The sequence below is a fragment of the Geobacillus sp. G4 genome (assembly GCF_040327975.1).
GTDB lineage: Bacteria > Bacillota > Bacilli > Bacillales > Anoxybacillaceae > Geobacillus > Geobacillus thermoleovorans.
The window spans coordinates 1-18,323 of the sequence record NZ_JBEPJY010000014.1 but is presented as its reverse complement, the minus strand read 5'-3'; the positions used below and the strand labels follow the sequence as shown (position 1 = coordinate 18,323).

The 18,323-nt window shown below is 52.2% G+C and carries 20 protein-coding genes, 1 rRNA gene and 2 other annotated features; all 21 genes read right to left on the bottom strand.

The features are described from left to right. Positions 1-13: 13 nt before the first annotated feature. Positions 14-177, bottom strand: a sequence feature (ribosomal protein L10 leader region). 47 nt (positions 178-224) lie between these two features. After that, positions 225-926, bottom strand: coding sequence for a 50S ribosomal protein L1 (rplA, locus tag ABS784_RS13875; RefSeq protein WP_011229609.1), 702 nt, complete (start codon positions 924-926; stop codon positions 225-227). 181 nt (positions 927-1,107) lie between these two features. Further along, a complete protein-coding gene (gene rplK / locus ABS784_RS13870; RefSeq protein ID WP_011229608.1) occupies positions 1,108-1,533 on the bottom strand; it encodes a 50S ribosomal protein L11 in 426 nt (141 codons plus the stop codon). A gap of 234 nt (positions 1,534-1,767) precedes the next feature. Beyond that, a complete protein-coding gene (gene nusG / locus ABS784_RS13865; protein ID WP_012820482.1) occupies positions 1,768-2,301 on the bottom strand; it encodes a transcription termination/antitermination protein NusG in 534 nt (177 codons plus the stop codon). Between the two features lie 112 nt (positions 2,302-2,413). After that, positions 2,414-2,596 carry a preprotein translocase subunit SecE gene (gene secE, locus ABS784_RS13860; protein WP_012820481.1) on the bottom strand — a complete coding sequence of 61 codons (183 nt, stop codon included), beginning with the start codon at positions 2,594-2,596 and terminating at the stop codon, positions 2,414-2,416. 40 nt (positions 2,597-2,636) lie between these two features. Continuing rightward, positions 2,637-2,786, bottom strand: coding sequence for a 50S ribosomal protein L33 (gene rpmG / locus ABS784_RS13855; protein ID WP_075261442.1), 150 nt, complete (start codon positions 2,784-2,786; stop codon positions 2,637-2,639). Between the two features lie 93 nt (positions 2,787-2,879). Next, positions 2,880-3,509 (bottom strand): RNA polymerase sporulation sigma factor SigH, encoded by a 630-nt coding sequence (gene sigH, locus ABS784_RS13850; protein ID WP_020278980.1) that lies wholly within the window; start codon positions 3,507-3,509, stop codon positions 2,880-2,882. Between the two features lie 90 nt (positions 3,510-3,599). Next, the gene (locus ABS784_RS13845; protein ID WP_011229603.1) at positions 3,600-4,112 is read right to left on the bottom strand and encodes an NYN domain-containing protein; all 513 of its coding nucleotides are present in this window, start codon (positions 4,110-4,112) and stop codon (positions 3,600-3,602) included. 3 nt (positions 4,113-4,115) lie between these two features. Next, positions 4,116-4,853, bottom strand: a complete 738-nt coding sequence (gene rlmB, locus ABS784_RS13840) for a 23S rRNA (guanosine(2251)-2'-O)-methyltransferase RlmB (RefSeq protein WP_011229602.1) — start codon at positions 4,851-4,853, stop codon at positions 4,116-4,118. Beyond that, the gene (locus ABS784_RS13835) at positions 4,853-5,278 is read right to left on the bottom strand and encodes a Mini-ribonuclease 3 (RefSeq protein WP_012820476.1); all 426 of its coding nucleotides are present in this window, start codon (positions 5,276-5,278) and stop codon (positions 4,853-4,855) included. The genes rlmB and ABS784_RS13835 overlap by 1 nt, the downstream gene beginning before the upstream one ends. Before the next feature lie 6 nt (positions 5,279-5,284). Further along, positions 5,285-6,685, bottom strand: a complete 1,401-nt coding sequence (gene cysS / locus ABS784_RS13830; protein WP_011229600.1) for a cysteine--tRNA ligase — start codon at positions 6,683-6,685, stop codon at positions 5,285-5,287. Then, entirely contained in the window at positions 6,663-7,400 is a 738-nt protein-coding gene (cysE, locus tag ABS784_RS13825) for a serine O-acetyltransferase (protein WP_075261495.1), read from the bottom strand. Before cysE ends, cysS begins: the two co-directional genes overlap by 23 nt. After that, positions 7,398-7,633, bottom strand: a binding site (T-box leader). It overlaps the preceding gene by 3 nt. Positions 7,634-7,705: 72 nt before the next feature. Further along, the gene (gene gltX, locus ABS784_RS13820) at positions 7,706-9,178 is read right to left on the bottom strand and encodes a glutamate--tRNA ligase (RefSeq protein WP_011229598.1); all 1,473 of its coding nucleotides are present in this window, start codon (positions 9,176-9,178) and stop codon (positions 7,706-7,708) included. Positions 9,179-9,380: 202 nt separating this feature from the next. Next, positions 9,381-9,857 (bottom strand): 2-C-methyl-D-erythritol 2,4-cyclodiphosphate synthase, encoded by a 477-nt coding sequence (gene ispF / locus ABS784_RS13815; RefSeq protein ID WP_011229597.1) that lies wholly within the window; start codon positions 9,855-9,857, stop codon positions 9,381-9,383. Between the two features lie 14 nt (positions 9,858-9,871). Next, entirely contained in the window at positions 9,872-10,558 is a 687-nt protein-coding gene (gene ispD / locus ABS784_RS13810; RefSeq protein ID WP_011229596.1) for a 2-C-methyl-D-erythritol 4-phosphate cytidylyltransferase, read from the bottom strand. Positions 10,559-10,579: 21 nt separating this feature from the next. Then, positions 10,580-11,674, bottom strand: coding sequence for a PIN/TRAM domain-containing protein (locus ABS784_RS13805; protein WP_011229595.1), 1,095 nt, complete (start codon positions 11,672-11,674; stop codon positions 10,580-10,582). Between the two features lie 308 nt (positions 11,675-11,982). After that, positions 11,983-13,356 carry a DNA repair protein RadA gene (gene radA, locus ABS784_RS13800; protein WP_011229594.1) on the bottom strand — a complete coding sequence of 458 codons (1,374 nt, stop codon included), beginning with the start codon at positions 13,354-13,356 and terminating at the stop codon, positions 11,983-11,985. Positions 13,357-13,433: 77 nt separating this feature from the next. Next, positions 13,434-15,866, bottom strand: coding sequence for an ATP-dependent protease ATP-binding subunit ClpC (clpC, locus tag ABS784_RS13795; RefSeq protein ID WP_011229593.1), 2,433 nt, complete (start codon positions 15,864-15,866; stop codon positions 13,434-13,436). Then, positions 15,863-16,954: a protein-arginine kinase McsB gene (mcsB, locus tag ABS784_RS13790; RefSeq protein ID WP_011229592.1), complete on the bottom strand. Its 1,092-nt coding sequence runs from the start codon at positions 16,952-16,954 to the stop codon at positions 15,863-15,865. Before mcsB ends, clpC begins: the two co-directional genes overlap by 4 nt. Positions 16,955-16,959: 5 nt before the next feature. Continuing rightward, entirely contained in the window at positions 16,960-17,508 is a 549-nt protein-coding gene (mcsA, locus tag ABS784_RS13785; protein WP_011229591.1) for a protein-arginine kinase activator protein McsA, read from the bottom strand. A gap of 15 nt (positions 17,509-17,523) precedes the next feature. Then, on the bottom strand, positions 17,524-17,985 hold the full coding sequence (gene ctsR / locus ABS784_RS13780) for a transcriptional regulator CtsR (protein ID WP_011229590.1): 462 nt from the start codon (positions 17,983-17,985) through the stop codon (positions 17,524-17,526). 264 nt (positions 17,986-18,249) lie between these two features. After that, positions 18,250-18,323, bottom strand: a 5S ribosomal RNA gene (rrf, locus tag ABS784_RS17395); the annotation flags it as partial.

Below are 18,323 nucleotides of genomic sequence, written 5' to 3'. Positions count from 1 at the left end.
CCACTTATACCGTCTGCTCAATAAAAAACCTCCATGCCGCGTAGACATGGAGGTGTCGTTCAACGCACCGCCGCTCGTCCCCGACGCAGGGCGCGCTGTTCTATCGTCCACATACCTCGGTAGGAAATTAAGCCTCAAACAGGCACCTACTGTCTACGGTACAAATGATATTCATTTGTTCAGCCAAATGGCATTTTAACAGACGGACAAACAAAAGTCAACGGTTATTGTGCAACAGCAACCGTGGACGGGTCAACCTTGATGCCAGGGCCCATTGTCGATGTAATCGTGACGTTTTTCACGTACGTCCCTTTTGCCGCCGCCGGTTTGGCTTTCAAAATTGCTTCATAGACGGCCGCGAAGTTTTCAGCCAATTTCTCGTTGTCAAACGACACTTTGCCGATCGGAACGTGGATGTTGCCCGCTTTGTCGACGCGGTATTCCACTTTACCAGCCTTGATTTCCTGCACCGCTTTTGCTACGTCAAACGTGACTGTTCCGGTTTTCGGGTTTGGCATCAACCCTTTCGGCCCTAAAATGCGGCCGAGTTTCCCGACTTCACCCATCATGTCCGGCGTAGCAACAACGACATCAAAGTCAAACCAACCTTGCTGGATTTTGTTGATATATTCTGCATCGCCGACATAGTCAGCGCCAGCCGCTTCTGCTTCTTTCGCTTTTTCCCCTTTCGCGAACACCAACACGCGCGCCACTTTCCCTGTGCCGTGCGGCAGGACGACGGCGCCGCGAATTTGTTGGTCCGCTTTTTTCGGGTCGACGCCCAAACGGAACGCCACTTCCACCGTGGCATCGAATTTCGCGATGTTCGTTTTTTTCACGAGCTCGATTGCTTCAGCAATCGGGTATGCTTTGGAGCGGTCGACGAGCTTCAATGCTTCTAAGTATTTCTTTCCTCTTTTCGGCATGTGAAAAATCCTCCTCGATTGTGGTTTTAGCGGAAAAACCTCCCACATTGAACGTTCTTCGCTTCTTTCGAAAACGAAGAAGCGGACGGATGCCCATTCATCGGGCCCGTCTTGCTGTTTTTGTTCATGGAGAGAGAGGTTGCCCAATGACGCAACCTCCCCTACAAACGACGCACCGGCTTTAGTCTTCAATCACAATGCCCATGCTGCGGGCCGTGCCTTCGATCATGCGCATGGCCGCCTCAATGCTCGCCGCATTCAAATCCGGCATTTTCAGCTCAGCGATCTCACGTACTTTGTCGCGTTTAATTGTCGCCACTTTGTTGCGGTTCGGTTCGCCGGAGCCCGATTCAATGCCCGCCGCTTTTTTCAGCAATACAGCGGCTGGCGGCGTTTTCGTGATGAATGTAAATGAACGGTCTTCAAAAACCGTAATTTCAACCGGAATGATCAACCCTGCTTGGTCCGCCGTGCGGGCATTAAACTCTTTGCAAAACGCCATAATATTGACACCGGCTTGACCCAACGCAGGACCTACTGGCGGCGCCGGATTCGCTTTCCCTGCAGGAATTTGCAGTTTGACGACCTTGATTACTTTTTTCGCCACGAGACACACCTCCTTAAGTCCGTGATGTGGTATTAGGGATTGCCCCTCCCACTCATCCGGCTCCGGTCTACTGAGCCGTTTTCCTATCTCCCGTTCAGTTGAGAGGATCAGCGTAAAAACAAAACGGCTCCCTTATACAAGTGTATAAGTTCACCGCCATATGTCTCCGTTTAAGAGACATACTGACTTTAAAATAGTATCACTTTTCCCTATCAATTGCAAGTTCTTTATCCATTAGATTTTTTCTATTTGCGAAAACTCAAGCTCCACCCGTGTTTCGCGCCCAAACATATCGACAAGCAGCTTCACTTTATGTTTATCCGGGTCAATCGCTTCAATTTTCCCTGTAAAGTTCGCAAACGGACCTTCTTTGATCCGCACCGTTTCATTTACCTCATAGTCTACGTCAACCTCGGCAAGCGGCATGCCCATCCGCTTCAAGATCATTTTTACTTCTTCCTCCATAAGCGGCGTCGGTTTCGAACCAGCTCCGCTTGAGCCGACAAATCCAGTGACGCCCGGCGTGTTGCGCACGACATACCATGAGTCATCCGTCATGACCATCTCAACGAGCACATAGCCAGGGAACACTTTCTTTTTCGTCGTTTTCCGTTTTCCGTTTTTGACGTCCGTCTCCGTCTCTTCCGGAACGACGACGCGAAAAATTTTATCTTGCATTCCCATCGATTCGACGCGTTTTTCCAAATTGGCTTTCACTTTGTTTTCATATCCCGAATATGTATGGACAACATACCAGTTTTTCTCCATCAACAAGCCTCCCCAAGGCGGTTTTCGTTTTGTTTTTTGCGCAAAACAAAAACCCGTTGCCGGGTTCCATACGCGCACGATTATCTTTCATTATAACATATCCTTCGTCCGCTTATTCAAACACGAGGCGAATCAACTCAGAAATGCCGAGGTCCACAACGGCAAAAAAGACGGTGAAAAACGCCACCGTGGCCAACACGACCGCCGTGTAGTTCACTAACTCCTTCCGGTTTGGCCAACTCACTTTTTTCAGCTCGCGTACGACTTCTTTTAAAAAGTTGATTACTCGCTGCATCACTCGTACCTCCATCATCGTTCAAAACTATCTCCACCGTCTATTTCGTTTCACGATGGATTGTATGTTTGTTGCATGTTGAGCAAAACTTGTTGGCCATAAGGCGCTCACCAAGGCGACGTATTTGTTTTGCTGCCGTATAGTTTCGGCTTCCGCACTGCACGCAAGCCAGCGTCACTTTTTGGCGCATCAGCATTCCACCGTTCCTGCGAGATGTCCATAAAAATTTATCATATTGGCTGTTTCGCTGTCAATGACATCTTTATGATGCGGCGTTGCGATGCTATAAACTGATCTCGCGGTATTCCAAATATTTCTCGAGCTTCCGCTTGACGCGTTGCAACGCGTTGTCGATCGACTTGACATGGCGGTTCAGCTCTTCGGAAATTTCCTGGTATGAGCGTCCATCCAAATACAAAGCGAGCACTTTCCGCTCGAGGTCGCTGAGCAGTTCCGCCATCTTTAGTTCAATATCATCGACTTCCTCGCGGTTGACAATCAATTGTTCCGGGTCCGTCACCTGCGTGCCGGACAACACATCCATCAGCGTCCGGTCAGATTCATCGTCATAAATCGGCTTATCCAAGGAAACGTAAGAGTTGAGCGGAATATGCTTTTGGCGGGTCGCCGTTTTAATCGCGGTAATCATTTGCCTTGTGATGCAAAGTTCTGCAAACGCTTTAAATGAGGAAAGCTTGTCCCCCTTAAAATCACGGACGGCCTTATACAGACCGATCATTCCTTCCTGCACGATATCTTCCCGATCAGCTCCGACTAAAAAATAGGAGCGAGCTTTGGCGCGCACAAAGTTTTGATATTTATGGATTAAAAAATCAAGTGCTTCCCCATCCCCTTCGTGAACGAGCGCAACAAGCTGCTCATCGTCCAGCTGATGATAACCTTTCCCTTTCATTGCTTTCAAGCATTCCCCCACGCTGATCCCCCCGACCGCATCAATCGCTAACATGTATTATACAGGACAAATTTTTACAGCGTCAACCGCTCATTTTTCTCCTCTTCGCCATTTTTCAAAAATTTCAGCAATTCTATCATTTAGCGGAACTTTGGAGATCGGAGTGCGTTGCCGCATCGCTTTTACTTTTTGGGAAATGTCCCGCTCAACCGTCTCGACTTCATCCAATAGCTCGCGCGCCGACTTGCGCAGGGCGCCTTGGCCGAACACCGTCCATTGTTCGGTGTAGTCGGAGGTAGCGACATACACTTTTGTGCGCGCATTCATCAATGTTTTCGCCAACCGTTCAATTCGCTCATCGGCCGTCTCATGTTCCTTTGTAAAAATGACATCGACGTCGTAATGTTTATACTTTTTCTCGTTTCCTTGCACGAGGTGGGCATCGAATACGATCACGACATGGTCCCCGGTGAATCCTTTGTAGTCAGCCATTTTTTCAATCAATAAATCCCTTGCCGCTGCCAGATCGCCCTCTTCTTTCAGCCGGCGCAGCTCCGGCCAAGCACCGATCATGTTATAGCCGTCGACAATCAAAATGTTCATTCGCTATTCTCCCAACGGATACCGCTTCCGGTACACCTCGTACATGAGCAGGCTGGCGGCGACAGAGGCATTGAGTGAGGTGACATGGCCGCGCATCGGCAACCGGAACAAGAAATCGCACTTTTCAAGCACTAGGCGGCTGATCCCTTTTCCTTCGCTCCCGATTACGAGCGCCAACGGCATCGTGCCATCGAGCGAGCGGTAGTCGTCTTGAGCCGATGCATCCGTTCCGGCTACCCACACTCCGCGCTCTTTCAGCTCGTCAATCGTCCGCGCCAAGTTTGTCACACGCGCGACCGGAACGTGCTCAATCGCCCCGGTCGACGCCTTCGCCACCGTTTGGGTCAGCCCGACCGAACGCCGCTTCGGAATAATGAGGCCGTGCGCCCCGACCGCATCAGCGGTGCGCATGATGGCCCCTAAATTATGCGGATCCTCAAGCTCATCCAAGATGAGAAAAAACGGCGCCTCGCCCCGCTCGGCGGCGCGAGCGAACAAGTCATCAATTTCATAGTAGCGGTAAGCCGCCGCCTGAGCGATCACCCCTTGATGAGCTCCTTCAGCCATCTGATCAAGCTTGCGCTTCGGGACATATTGGACGAGCACGCCCCGCCGCTTTGCCCATTCAAGCACAGGTTCGACGGTATGGCGCTGCGCCCCTTCCGCGATCCAAATTTTATTGATGTCGCGCCCGGCTTTGAGCGCTTCAATGACCGGATTTTTGCCGATAATGTAGTCCATCATTCCAACGCCCTTTCTTCCCTTTCAATAATGGCAAACGAACGGCCGATCAGCTCATCAACCCGCTTTTCATTATTAACCAAAAAATGATAACCGATGAGCGCCTCAAAGGCCGTGCTATGCCGGTATGTTTGCACATCCGTATTTTTCGGGATTGTGCCTGATTTGGCATTGCGGCCGCGGCGGACGATGTCCTTTTCCTCCTCGGTCAGGACGCCCTCGTCAAGCAACGCCAAAATCACTCGCGCTTGCGCCCGCGCCGACACATAGCGGACCGCCCGCCGATGCAGCTCATGCGGCCGCACGCTGCCGCCAGCAAGCAAATGGCGTCGCACATACACCTCGTACACGGCGTCGCCAATATAGGCAAGCGCCAGTCCATTTAACTGCTTCACATCGTTGACCGTTTCAAACTCCGCCATCATCGCGTGCTATCCCCGTTTCCATCTCGTTCCTTGCGGCGTGTCTTCCAAAATAATGTTTTTCGCTCTCAACTCGTCGCGAATGCGGTCGGCCAGCGCAAAATCGCGGTTTTTCCGCGCTTCATTGCGCTTTTGGATCAACGCCTCGATTTCCTCATCAAGCAGCTCATCCTGCTTCAAGGTGAGTCCAAGTACGTCCGCCAGCTGTTCGAACTCGCGCAAAAACGCGTGAATGACCTTCTCGGATGTCGTTTTTTCCTGCAAGTACAAGTTGGCCTGCTTCGCCAGTTCAAACAATACGGCAATGCCGTTCGCCGTGTTGAAATCGTCGTCCATTTCACGGATGAACGAGGCGCGGATGTCGGCAATGCGCGAAACCCATTCCTCGTCATTGTCCGTTAAGTTCGTGCTTGCCTGCAGGCGATGCTGCAAATTGCTGTACGCCGTCTTCAGGCGCTCGAGTCCGCGCCGCGCACTCTCAAGCAGTTCCTCGCTGTAGTTGATCGGATGGCGATAATGCACCGACAGCATGAAAAAACGCAGCACTTGCGGGTCGATCTCCCGGATAATATCGTGAACGAGCACGAAATTGCCAAGCGACTTCGACATTTTTTCGTTGTTAATATTTAAGTACCCATTGTGCAGCCAATATTTCGCGAACGGTTTGCCGGTCAGCGCCTCCGACTGGGCGATTTCGTTTTCATGGTGCGGGAATGTCAAGTCCTGGCCGCCGGCGTGGATATCGATCGTATCGCCCAAATATTTGCGCGCCATCGCCGAGCATTCGATATGCCAACCAGGCCGCCCTTTCCCCCATGGACTGTCCCAACAAATTTCTCCTTCCTTCGCTGCTTTCCAAAGGGCGAAATCAAGTGGATCGTCTTTTTTCTCCCCAATTTCGATGCGCGCCCCAGCTTGCAGCTCATCGATCGATTGATGAGACAGCTTGCCGTATTCGCGGAACTTGCGCGTCCGGTAATACACGTCGCCGTCGACTTCGTAGGCATATCCTTTGTCAATGAGCGCCTGAATGAATTCGATAATCGTATCAATGTTTTCGGTCACCCGCGGATGGATGTCCGCTTTTTTGCAGCCAAGCGCCTGAATGTCTTCAAAATACGCCTCAATAAACCGCTCAGCGATCGCCGGCACGCTCTCGCCGAGCTCGCGGGCCGCTTTGATCAACTTGTCATCGACGTCGGTAAAGTTCGATACATACGTCACATCATAGCCGCGGAACTCCAAATAGCGGCGGATCGTGTCAAAAACGATGGCGGCCCGAGCATTGCCGATGTGAATATAATTATAGACGGTCGGGCCGCACACATACATTTTCACTTTATTCGGCTCCAGCGGCTCAAACGGTTCTTTTTTTCGCGTCAGTGTATTATAAAGCCGGATGCTGCTCATACTCGTTCTTCCTTTCTTGTTGTTTCAATGCCTCAAGCTCGCTTTTCAGCCGGGCGATTTCCTCTTCAAGCTCCCGAAACCGGTCGGCGATCGGGTCAGGAAGGTCGGTATGGTTTAAATCTTTCTTCACTTTCACCCCGTCGCGCACAACGACGCGGCCCGGAATGCCAACGACGGTCGAATTGGGCGGTACGTCTTTTAACACGACCGACCCAGCGCCGATTTTCGAGTTTTCCCCGATCGTAATCGAACCGAGCACTTTCGCGCCGGCAGCGATCAAACAGTTGTCTTTGATCGTCGGGTGCCGCTTCCCTTTTTCTTTCCCTGTCCCGCCTAATGTGACCCCTTGATAGACAGTGACATTGTCGCCGATTTCGCACGTTTCGCCGATCACCACGCCCATGCCGTGGTCGATGAAAAAGCGGCGGCCGATTTTCGCGCCCGGATGGATTTCAATGCCAGTGAAAAAGCGGCTGATTTGCGAAATCAAGCGGGCAAGAAAGTAAAATTTCCGCTTGTAAAGCGCATGGGCGATCCGATGCGCCCAGATGGCATGCAGGCCGGAATACGTTAAAATGACTTCCAAATAGCTTCTCGCCGCCGGGTCTTGCTCAAAAATGACCTCAATATCCTCTTTTAACGTTTTAAACATAATGTCCTCCCTCCATCCCTCTAAGTTGTCTTGAATAAAAAAGCGTCCCTGTGCCGCAGACACAGAGACGCTTTTGGCGCGGTTCCACTCTGTTTAGCGAAACGGGGCGCCGTTTCGCTCACTCGATTCCGATAACGGAGATGCTCCGCTCCCCTCTACTGCAGAACGTCTCTGTTCCGGTTCGAAAGGAGACTCCGAGGCGCACTTCAGACAGCACCGAACACAAGCCGCTTCCAGCCAAGGCGGCTCTCTCTGGGATGCCGATGCTTCCTACTTCTCCTCGTCAACGCTTTTTCTTTATGCGCTTGTTCCATCGAAACTTTATATTATTATACCACATCCATCATGCAAACGTGCATAGAGGCCGATTAAAATTTTTCTTGCAACGCCCGCTCCAGCCGCTCGATCACTTTTTCTTTGCCGAGCAACTGAATGGCAAACGGCAGCTCCGGTCCGTGCGTTTGTCCCGTCACCGCCGCGCGGATCGGCATAAACAACTTTTTCCCTTTTTGCCCGGTCGCCTTTTGCACCGCTTTAATGGCCGCTTTAATCTCGTCTGCCGTAAACGGCTCAAGCTCACGCACGCTCTCAAGGAAGGTGGAAAGCACAGCCGGCACTTGCTCTTCAGCAAGCACTTGACGCGCCTCGTCCTCGTAGTCGATTTCTTCTTTAAAGAACAGCTCAGACAGCGGGACGATCTCCGCACCGTAGCTCATTTGCTCTTGATACAAAGCAATTAAATCGCGCGCCCATTGCCGCTGTTCGTCCGTCATATCCGCCGGCAGGCGCCCGGCTTTCACTAAATGCGGCAAGGCCAGCTCGACAAGCCGGTCAAGATCAAGCTTTTTGATATATTGGTTGTTCATCCATGTCAGCTTTTTCGTATCAAACATGGACGGCGATTTTGACAGCCGGGAGACATCGAACATGCGGATCAGTTCGTCTTTCGTAAAAATTTCTTCCTCTCCTTCCGGCGACCAGCCAAGCAAAGCGAAAAAGTTGAACATCGCTTCCGGCAAATAGCCAAGTTCTTTGTATTGCGAGACGAACTGAATGATTGATTCATCGCGCTTAGACAGCTTTTTCCGCTGCTCGTTGACGATCAACGTCAAGTGCGCGAACTGCGGCGGCTCCCAGCCGAAATACTCGTATACCATGAGCTGCTTCGGCGTATTGGACAAATGTTCCTCACCGCGAAACACATGGCTGATTTCCATTAAATGGTCGTCGATGACAACAGCGAAATTGTATGTCGGAATGCCATTCGCCTTGACAATCACCCAATCGCCGCCGACATCTTTCGATTCAAACACCACTTTGCCGCGCACTAAATCGTAAAACTCGTACGTTTTCCCTTCCGGCACCTTCAGGCGGATCGTATACGGCTTCCCTTGCGCCTCGAGCTCCGCGACCTGCTCCGGCGTCAAATGGCGGCATTTGCCGCTGTACTGCGGAGCGGCGATGCCGGCCGCCCGCTGCGCCTCCCGCTCGCGCTCGAGCTCTTCCGGCGTGCAAAAACATTTGTACGCATGCCCTTGCTCAAGCAATTCATTCACATATTTTCGGTAAATATCGAGCCGCTCCGTTTGCCGGTACGGCCCGTAGCCGCCATCTTGATCAATCGATTCATCATAATCAATGCCGAGCCATTTTAAGTTTTCGAGCTGCGACTTTTCGCCGCCTTCGACGTTCCGTTCAATATCCGTATCCTCGATGCGGACGATCATTTTTCCACCGTGATGGCGGGCAAACAAATAGTTAAACAGCGCTGTCCGCGCCCCGCCGATATGCAAATGGCCGGTTGGGCTCGGCGCATAGCGCACGCGCACCTCTTTTGCCATCATCCAAACCCTCCACTTCCATCAAAGCTTGTGCTATTATTGTACCGTTTATCGCGGCAAAGTTCAAAACAGACAGCTCTCGCCTAAGCCGCACCACGCCGCCGACGCCCCCCCTTTACACCTCCTAGCCAGGACGGCGAACAAAGCGCTTATGTATTAAAGAACGAGGCCTTCCCAAATGATGCTGCCAAAGGCCGCTCCATTAGCTTTTTTGCAGCAAGACGACCGCCTGGGCGGCAATGCCTTCCCCCCGCCCAGTGAATCCAAGCTTCTCCGTCGTCGTTGCCTTCACATTGACTTGCGAGCGCTCGGCTTCCAGCAACCGAGCGATCACCGCCCTCATTTCTTCAATATATGGCGCCAGCTTCGGCTTTTGTGCGATGATCGTGCAGTCGGCGTTCACGAGCCTATACCCTTCCTGCCGAGCGAGCGCCCATACGTGCGCCAACAGCTCAGCCGAGTCGGCATCTTTAAAGCGCGGATCTGTGTCTGGAAAATGCCGGCCGATATCGCCGGCGCCGATCGCCCCAAGGCATGCGTCCGCCACCGCATGAAGCAGCACGTCGGCATCTGAGTGGCCGAGCAGCCCCTTTTCATACGGAATAGTAACGCCGCCAATGATCAGCGGACGCCCTTCAACAAGCTGATGGACGTCAAACCCTTGTCCAATGCGAAACATCTCTCCACCCCCATCTATTCGGCCATCCGGCTTGCCAAAATCGCTTCAGCAAACAAAAGGTCCTCCGGCGTCGTCAGCTTAATATTGCGATAATCCCCCTCAATGATCTTCACCGGCTTGCCGATTCGCTCCACAAGGCTGGCGTCATCCGTGCCGAGATAGCCAGCCTGTTTCGCCGCTTCGTGCGCTTCCATGATCAAAGACAGACGAAAAGCTTGTGGCGTCTGCACCGCCCACAAGCTGGAACGATCAATCGTCTGTTCGACAAACAAACCGTTCGCTTTTTTGATCGTATCTTTCACCCGCACTGCCGGGATCGCCGCCCCGTACTGAACAGCGGCGTTTACTAGCTCGTGCAAATGATGGACGCGGACAAACGGGCGGGCGCCGTCATGGATGAGAACAATCTCCTCCCCCGCGAGCGCCTGCAATCCGTTATAGACGCTATGCTGCCGCTCCTCGCCGCCGTCGGTAAGCGCGGCGACTTTTTGAATGCGAAAGCGGGCGAGCAGCTGCTCAAATCGGCTTCGCTCGGCTGGGTTGACGACGAGCACGATGCGGGTGCACCGCTCATCGCGCTCAAACACGTTCAGCGTCCGAACGATGAGCGGCTCACCGCCAAGCTCAAGGAATTGCTTGTTCATGCCGGCGTTCATCCGCTTTCCTCGCCCGGCCGCCAAGACAATCGCTTCGTAATTCATTGGCCGTTTCCCCTATTCGTTTTACAACGCTTTTTGCAGCAGTTTCAATTTGGCAAAAATCATTCTCCCTGCAGATGTTTGTAACACGCTGGTGACTAAAACGTCAACCCGTTTGCCGATATATTCTTTGCCATCTTCAACGACGATCATCGTCCCGTCGTCCAAATAGGCCACGCCTTGGTTATGCTCCTTCCCATCTTTAATGACGTGTACGTTCAGCTCCTCGCCTGGCAACACGACCGGTTTGACGGCATTCGCTAAATCGTTGATATTCAAAACACGCACGTTTTGCAGCTCACATACTTTGTTTAAATTGAAATCGTTCGTCACGACAACGCCTTGAAGCTGCTTCGCCAGCTTGACGAGTTTGCTGTCGACTTCCTGGACGTCGCTGAAATCCGCTTCATGGATTTCCACTTTCATCGCCATTTCTTTTTGGATGCGGTTCAAAATATCCAAGCCGCGGCGGCCGCGGTTCCGCTTCAGCACATCGGACGAATCGGCGATATGCTGCAATTCTTCGAGCACAAACCGCGGAATGACAAGCGGCCCTTCCAAAAACCCGGTTTGGCAAATGTCTGCGATCCGCCCGTCGATGATGACGCTCGTATCCAAAATTTTCACAGCACCGCCCTTTGACGGTTCGTTTTCCGCTTCTCCACCTTTTTTCTTCGCCATGCGATTGGACAAGGAAAATAAGTTCATCAACTCATTCCGTTTCTTTAAACCGACGCGAAACCCTAAGTAGCCAAGCAACACCGTCAAAAAAATCGGCAACACCGTATTCAACACTTGAATGTGAAACGACTGCAACGGCATGACAACGAAAAACGCGATAATAAGACCGAAAATCAGCCCGAGACTGCCAAACAGCACGTCGGCGGCCGGCGCCTTCACGAGCGTTTCCTCCACCCAGCGAATCATGTCGACCACATAATCGACAAGCCAAAACGTCAACAAAAAGAAAACGACTGCCCCCAGCACCGCCAGCGTATAAGAATTATTGAGAAGCGGCATGCCGCTCACATTCATCACCTTAAGCAAGTCAGGAAAAAACATGGCGCCTAACGTTCCGCCCACGGCGAGGAAAAATAATTGCACAATGCGTTTGACCATCAGCCCATCTTCACCTCCCTATTTAACATTATAAACAGTTTCCAATGTTTGAAACCAATTGGAAGGCAATTTTTAATCGTTTTTGAACATTCGACATCTGCTTGTAACAATAGCAGAAAACGCCGGCCAAACGCCGTAGTTGTTTCGGATCTCCCTACTATTTTTTACGTACATCAGAGCGAAAAGGTTCAATCCTTTTAGGCTGTTTATGCCTCTGCTTGAGCACTTAAGAATGAAGAGGCGATGAATTTTTGATCGCTCATATCCCCTTGGACGCGAAGAAGCGGGCCGCGCAGGCGAAAGAGCGATTAACACATTGTATGCTCAAGCGCCTCGGCCACATGCGAAACACCGATCACTTGCACACCTTTTGGCGGCTGCCAGCCGGCTAAATTGTTTTTTGGCACAATGATGCGGGAAAAGCCTAATTTTACCGCCTCCTGCACGCGCTGTTCGATGCGCGAGACGCGGCGCACCTCTCCAGTTAAGCCGACTTCGCCGATAATGACATCCGCCGGATTCGTCGGCCGATCGCGAAAGCTCGAGGCGATGCTGACAGCGACCGCCAAGTCAATTGCCGGCTCATCAAGCTTCACGCCGCCCGCCACTTTCAAATAAGCATCTTGGTTTTGCAACAGCAGCCCAACCCGCTTTTCGAGCACGGCCATCAAAAGCGACACACGGTTATGGTCAAGGCCGGTCGCCATCCGTCTCGGGTTGCCGAAGCTCGTCGGCGAGACGAGCGCCTGGATTTCCACGAGCACCGGCCGCGTCCCTTCCATCGCCGCCACGACCGTCGAGCCAGCCGCTCCGCGCGACCGTTCTTCTAAAAACACTTCTGATGGGTTTTCCACTTCCTTCAGCCCAATGTCGCGCATCTCAAAAATGCCGATTTCGTTCGTTGAGCCAAAACGGTTTTTCACCGCTCGCAAAATGCGATACGTATGGTGTCGCTCCCCTTCAAAATAGAGAACGGTGTCCACCATATGTTCGAGCAGGCGCGGCCCGGCGATCGCCCCTTCCTTCGTCACATGACCGACGATAAAAATGGCAATGCCTTTTGTTTTCGCCAGCTTCATCAGCTCGGCCGTGCATTCGCGCACTTGGGCGACGCTGCCCGGTGCAGAGGAAATATCGGTGCGATACACCGTCTGAATCGAATCAATGATGACACAAGCAGGTTGAACCGTTTCAACCGCTGCCACAATGTATTCCAAATCTGCTTCCGCCAACACGTACAGCTGATCGCACTCCGCACGAAGGCGTCCAGCGCGCAGCTTTACTTGTTTGACCGATTCCTCACCGGAGACATACAGCACTTGATGCCCAGCGGCGGCCAGCTGCGCCGATGTTTGCAAAAGCAACGTTGATTTGCCAATGCCAGGGTCGCCGCCGATCAAAACGAGCGAACCTTTGACGATTCCACCGCCCAGCACGCGATCGAGCTCCGCGCTGTTCGTTTTCATGCGCGGCTCTTGCACCGCCTCCACGGCTGTAATCGGGACCGGTTTGGCCGAACCCGCCCGCTCCGAATGAAGAAATGCGCCGCGCACAGTCGGTTTCTCCTGCTCAATTTCCTCAACAAACGAATTCCATGTTTGGCATCCCGGACAGCGTCCAAGCCATTTGGCCGACTCATATCCACACTCTTGGCAAACGAACTTCGTTTTCTTCTTCGCCATCGATCTTAACCCTTTCTGTAACGTTTTCCAACGAAAAAAAGGCATGGGCAGGAAGCTGCCGCATGCCTTTTCTTCCCTCACACGACCGCTTGTTTCGACAATACGACAAACTCCCCGTCTTTGACATCCACGACGACTTTTTGCCCTTTGGCGATCGTGCCTTTTAACAATTCTTCGGACAAACGGTCTTCAACATGCTTTTGCAAGGCGCGGCGCAGCGGGCGGGCACCGTATTCTGGATCGAACCCTTCGGCGGCGATTTTCTCAATGGCGGCCTCCGTCAGCTCAAGATCAATGTCTTGCTCTTTCAGCCGCTTCACGAGCGTATCGGCCATCAATCGGACGATTTGTTTCAGATGGTCTTTTTCGAGCGAATGGAAGACGATGATTTCGTCGATCCGGTTTAAAAACTCTGGACGGAATGCTTTTTTCAGCTCATCCATCACTTTGCTTTTCATATCTTTGTATTGCTGGTTCCCGTCTTGAATGTTGAAGCCAACGTACTTATTCCGTTTCAGCGCATCGGCGCCGACGTTGGACGTCATGATGATGATCGTGTTGCGGAAGTCGACCGTCCGCCCTTTCGAGTCAGTCAGCCGCCCATCTTCCAACACTTGCAGCAAAATATTGAACACGTCCGGATGCGCTTTTTCCATCTCATCTAACAGGACAACCGAATACGGCTTGCGGCGCACTTTTTCCGTCAGCTGGCCGCCTTCTTCATAACCGACATACCCCGGCGGCGACCCGATGAGCCGCGATGTCGAGTGTTTTTCCATATACTCGGACATATCGATGCGAATGAGGGCGTCTTCATCGCCAAACATCGCTTCTGCCAAGGCTCGAGCCAACTCCGTTTTCCCAACCCCGGTCGGACCAAGGAAAATGAACGAACCGATCGGGCGTTTCGGGTCTTTCAGGCCAGCACGGGCGCGGCGCACCGCTTTGGCGACCGCTTTGACCGCCTCGTCTTGGCCGACGACACGCGAATGCAAAATTTCTTCCAGCTTGAGCAGCCGCTCCGTTTCCGTCTCAGCGAGCTTCGATACCGGAATGCCGGTCCAACTCGAGACGACCGCGGCGATGTCTTCGACCGTCACTTCCAAATTTTCTTGGCCTTGTTTTTCTTTCCACGCACGTTTCGTTTCCTCCAGTTCTTCGCGCAGCCGCTGTTCCATATCGCGCAGCGACGCCGCTTTCTCAAACTCTTGGCTTTGCACGGCCGCGTCTTTTTCTTTCCGCACTTCCTCGAGCTTTTGTTCAAGTTCTTTCAATTTCGGCGGTGCGGTGAACGAACGAAGGCGCACTTTCGAGCAAGCCTCGTCGATCAAATCGATCGCCTTATCCGGCAAGAAACGGTCGGTAATGTAGCGGTCGGACAACTTGACGGCTTGCACGATCGCCTCGTCGGAAATCGAAACGCGGTGGTGCGCTTCATACCGATCGCGCAACCCTTTTAAAATTTGGATCGATTCTTCCACTGTCGGTTCATCAACGTAAATCGGCTGAAAGCGGCGTTCAAGCGCGGCGTCTTTTTCAATATATTTCCGGTATTCATCGAGCGTTGTCGCGCCGATGCATTGAAGCTCCCCGCGCGCCAACGCCGGTTTCAAAATGTTCGACGCGTCGATCGCTCCTTCCGCCCCACCGGCGCCAATTAATGTATGCAGCTCATCGATAAACAAGATGATGTTGCCCGCTTGACGAATTTCATCCATCACTTTTTTCAGTCGGTCTTCAAATTCTCCACGGTATTTCGTTCCGGCGACGACTGTCCCCATATCGAGCGTCATGACCCGCTTGTCGCGCAGCGTTTCCGGCACTTCGTTATTGACGATTTGTTGGGCTAACCCTTCAGCAATGGCCGTTTTCCCAACGCCCGGCTCGCCGATCAACACCGGATTATTTTTCGTCCGCCGGCTTAATACTTCAATGACGCGCTGAATTTCTTTACTGCGGCCGATGACCGGGTCCAGCCGCCCTTCGCGGGCAATCGCTGTCAAATCGCGGGCGAGGCTGTCAAGCGTCGGAGTGCTCACGTGCGAAGCACCGCCGCCATGGCCTGACATCGACTCATTGCTGCCAAGCAGCTGCAACACTTGCTGGCGCGCTTTGTTCAAGCTTACTCCCAAGTTGTTCAGCACGCGGGCGGCCACCCCTTCGCCTTCGCGGATCAACCCAAGCAAAATATGTTCTGTGCCGACGTATGAATGGCCGAGCTTCCGCGCTTCATCCATCGACAGCTCAATCACTTTCTTCGCCCGCGGTGTATAGTGGATCGTATGCGACACTTCACTGCCACGGCCGATGAGCGATTCGACTTCTTTTTGAATTTTATCTGGGCCGAGCCCAAGCGCCATGAGCGCCTTAGCCGCGATCCCCTCGCCCTCGCGGATGAGGCCGAGCAAAATATGTTCTGTGCCGATATTGTTATGGCCGAGGCGAATGGCTTCTTCCTGCGCCAGCGCCAGCACTTTTTGCGCCCGTTCCGTAAATCTGCCAAACATCATCGTTCATCACCCTCCATCTTTCTTCGTTCCTCCATCTTTAAACGCTCCCGGATCAGCGCCGCGCGGCGGACGTCCCGTTCTTCAGGGCGAAGCGCCCCGCCGGCATATTGCTGCAAAAATCCCGGCTGCGTCAAAATCATCAGCTCATTTAAAATGTTGCGCGAGATGTTCTTGATATATCCTAGATCAATCCCTAAGCGAACATCGGACAGACATTGCGCCGCTTCTTTCGATTCGATGACGCGGCAGTTGGCCAGTATGCCGTATGAACGGAACACCTTGTCTTCTAATTGTATGCCCAAAGTTTTCACTAATGCCTGACGAGCCGCTCTTTCTTGGGCGATCAGCTGCTGAACGATCGTATGCAAATCAGCAACAATGTCTTCCTCCGATTTCCCAAGCGTGATCTGGTTGGAAATTTGGAATATATTTCCCAACGCTTCACTCCCTTCACCGTATGTTCCACGGACAACAAGCCCAAGCTGGTTGATGGCAGGAATAATACGGTTAATTTGCTGCGTCAGCACAAGCGCCGGAAGATGCATCATCACCGAAGCCCGCAATCCCGTCCCGACATTGGTCGGGCAGCTCGTTAAATAACCAAGCCGCTCGTCAAAGGCATAGTTGACATACCCTTCAATCCAATCGTCCAATTCGCTCGCCGCCTCGAGAGCCTCAGCAAGCTGCAACCCCGGGAATAGGCATTGGATGCGGATATGATCCTCCTCGTTGATCATGATGCTGATTTCTTCATTTTCCGAAAGCAGACAAGCGCCAAACGGCGAATCCTCAGCCAGATGCGGACTAATTAAGTGTTTTTCTACCAATACCCGTTTTTCAATCGGCTGAAGCTCCGACATTTTCAACAACTCGAAGCGGCCTGCCCCTCCGTAAGAACGATGGGCGAACGTCCGTTCAAACAACGCGACGATTTGCATCGCTTCTTCACTGCTAAACAGCGTTGGAAAACGAAAGTCAACGATGTTGCGCGCCAGTCGGATGCGACTGCTTAAGACGATGTCCGAATCCGGCCCCTCTTGGCTCATCCACGCGCTGACCGCCGTATTGAAAAACTTCTCGAACGACATACCGCTTACATATCCCCCTCTCCGCGTCGACGCAGTTCATCCTCCAACGAGCGGATTTGGTCGCGCACCTCGGCCGCCCGCTCGAATTCCTCACGAGCAACGAGCTCCTGAAGCTTTTGTTTCAACATAGCAAGTTGCTTGCGCAAATGGAGAACGCCGCCTTTTCGCTTCGGAATTTTTCCTGAATGAGCGGTATTGCCGCTATGGAGCCGTTTCAAAATCGGCGGCAAGTAGCGTGCAAACGTCCGGTAGCAGTTAGCGCAGCCGAACCGCCCGATTTGTGTGAATTGATGGTATGTCATTTGGCACGTCTCACATTGAAGTACATCCGGGTTCGGAAACGCGTTCGCCGTCATCTCTTTCATCGGCGCTTGAAAGTTAAGAAGCCCCGCCAACAAGTTGTTGAGTGAAAAATCATCATTGCCGTAGAACGTAAACATATGGCCATGCTCTCTGGCACATTGCTCGCAAAGATGGAACTCCGTTTTCTCTCCGTTTACAATTTTTGTAAAGTGCATCGTGGCCGGCCGCTGCTTGCATTCTTGGCAAATCAATGCCTCCCCCTCCCCCTATTTGTATTTCAGCGACGTCAGCATCGCTTTTAACATGCGGGCCCGCAGTTCGTCCCGCTCGGGCAAATCGATATATAAAACAGAACGATCCATAGCGCTTAACATAATTTTCGCTTCCCGCTCCGAAATTACCTTTTCTTCAACGAGACGTTTTACCACATCTTCGGCATTCGATTGGCTGATGCGGTGGCCGACAAGCTCGAGCAGCTGGTCAATAAGCTGTGCTTCACTCTTTGTCTTCACTTTCATAATGCGGATATACCCACCGCCACCGCGCTTGCTTTCGACGATGTACCCTCTTTCAAGGGTAAACCTCGTATTGATGACATAGTTGATCTGCGACGGAACACATTGGAATTTATTAGCGATTTCGCTTCGTTTAATTTCAACGATATCTTGGTCGCTCATATTGAGCACTTGCTTTAAATATTGCTCAATGATGTCGGAAATGTTCGGCACTCTACCTACCACCTTCCTTACAACCAAGCTGCCTGGCGATGGGCCGTCCGCTGACCAGGACACCCCACTGCCTATTTGTTGACTTTGACTATATTTGACCTTACTCTTACTATACAATGTATTACGGAAAATTTCAAGAGTGACCAAAGAAGGAAAACTAACTATAGAATATCCGTTTTTTTGGACAATAAAACGTCAAGCAGCCGAATAAATGAAAAAGCACGCCTTTTCTTCCAAGGAAAGAAAAGACGTGCTTTCCATTTTGCCTAGCAGCGACCTACTCTTGCAGGGGCGCTGGCCCCAACTACCATCGGCGCTGGAGGGCTTAACTTCCGTGT